Source organism: Azotobacter chroococcum (assembly GCF_004339665.1).
GTDB classification, from domain to species: Bacteria; Pseudomonadota; Gammaproteobacteria; order Pseudomonadales; family Pseudomonadaceae; genus Azotobacter; species Azotobacter chroococcum.
On record NZ_SMMU01000088.1, the window covers coordinates 1 to 1,845 of the forward strand.

Below are 1,845 nucleotides of genomic sequence, written 5' to 3' on the forward strand. Positions count from 1 at the left end.
GAAAGACGTGTCCGCGGGCAGGGTCGACAGGACGTATTTTTCCGGTTCCTGCTGCCCCTCGGGCCACTCGATGAGCAACCATTCTTCGTCGCGTGAGGCAGTCCGCTGGTGGTCACGATGCGCCGCCCGCACCCGAACCGCGGCAAAGCGACCGGACAGTGCCGTGTTGCTGCCCTGCCGCCAAGTGACGGTACGATAAGCGCTGGCCGGCAGACCGAGCGCCAGCGCCTTCACGCTGACCGGCCGATGTTCGGCATCCCGCCGCAGCAGACGGGGGTTGCGTCCCACGCCTTTCCACGGTTCCGGGGGCAGAGGCGCCTTGCCTTCCGGCCAGACGCTCGTCGTTCCCTGCACGCCGACGGCGTAGGCCAGCCCCAGCTCGGTCAATCCATCGCGAAATCCCGTATCGTTGCCGTAGCCGGCATCGGCCAACACAGCACCCCGCGCAATCCCCGCAGCCAGAGCGGCCTTGACCTGTTCCAGTGCAATCGTGGGCTTGGTCTGGAACCCAACCCCTTCCGGCACGCCGGCGCGGGTGCGCCGCGCCGTATCTGCCGCCCAGTCCTCGGGCAGATACAGCCGCCAGGCCACGGGAAGACTCGCCCTCTCGGTAGCCAGCGTCAGACTCACGGCAATCTGGCAATTGTCCCGCTTGCCCAATTGGCCACAGTACTGGCGCGCCACACCGACCGAGTGCTTGCCCTTCTTCGGAAAGCCCGTGTCGTCGATGATCCAGTAGCGCTCGGTGCCACCCTCGCGCAGCAGCGCCGGCTCCACCCAGGCCCGCACACGCTCGAGCAATCCCTCGTCCGACCAGTCGGACTTGGCTACGAAATGATGCAGTGACTGGTGGCGTGCCCGCACTGCATGGGGATCGATTCCTGCAGCCAGCGGTTCGACGCTCTTTCGTGCCAGCGGCAACATCAGTCCCTGACAATACCCACGCAGACCTTCATGCCGGTCCACGTGGCCCAGGGAGTCGCACAGATGATCGAGGTAAGCTTCGAAGCGCTGTTCCATCCGTTATCCGTTCTCTCGTGAATCCAGAATCCAGCCAGCTGTTGAAACGGCTGTATTCTCCTCGATTCCTTATGACACAGTAAGAATAGACCGGCTCCGAGATATAGGCCAGGCCACCGGGACGCAGCACCCGGCGGATCTCCCGGATCGCGTCGTCCATGTCGCTCACCGGCACGTGATGGAGCGACTTGAACATCATCACGAGGTCGGCGCTGCCGTCCTCCGCGGGGATGGCCTGGGCGCCGGCATGGCGGAAGGTCACCGTGGGCAGGTCGCCGATGGCCAGGTTCTTTTCAAGCTGGAGGGTGTCCACCTCGCAGGCCAGGATGGACGCCGGCTTTCCTTTCTCGGCGATGGTGCGGGTGTGGGCCGCCGCGCCGCAGCCGAGTTCGATGATTCGGGCGGAGGCCAGCGGCAGCAGGCGTAGGTAAAGCTCGGCCTCGTCGATCGTCTCTGCCACTTCGGGGGCTTGAATGCGCATCTCGGCTGCTGTCATGGGCTGGTCCTTTTGCTCGGTATTCGTGGGTCGGTCATTCGTGCAAGGTGGCTACGTTAACGCATCGGCTTCTTGTCCGTGATCGGCATGGCGATGCCAGGGAGCAGGGCTTCGTCCGGGAAACGCCGTCCAGTCAGGGCCGATGCATCGGTCAAGCGGAAACGTCTGCAGGCTTATTTATAGGCCCCTCGGCCCTTGGTGGCCGGTTGGCCCCCATACAAAAAGGTTCATCGTATTTTCCCGGGGAAGGCGGCCTTGATTTTCAGGAAGAAGTACTCCTCGTCCCGGAAACCGTAGGCCATGCGCTTGATCACCTTGATCCGGTTGTT

3 protein-coding genes are annotated in these 1,845 nt (G+C 63.7%); all 3 read right to left on the reverse strand.

All coding sequences use genetic code 11. The features are described 5' to 3' along the window. A partial coding sequence (locus tag EV691_RS23100; RefSeq protein WP_131837572.1) for an IS701 family transposase occupies positions 1-1,020 on the reverse strand: 1,020 nt, incomplete at its 3' end. Beyond that, on the reverse strand, positions 953-1,516 hold the full coding sequence (locus EV691_RS23105; protein WP_131302576.1) for a class I SAM-dependent methyltransferase: 564 nt from the start codon (positions 1,514-1,516) through the stop codon (positions 953-955). The genes EV691_RS23105 and EV691_RS23100, both read right to left, overlap by 68 nt. Before the next feature lie 227 nt (positions 1,517-1,743). Beyond that, positions 1,744-1,845: transposase (locus tag EV691_RS23110; RefSeq protein ID WP_165901267.1), on the reverse strand; the 102-nt coding region annotated here is incomplete at its 5' end.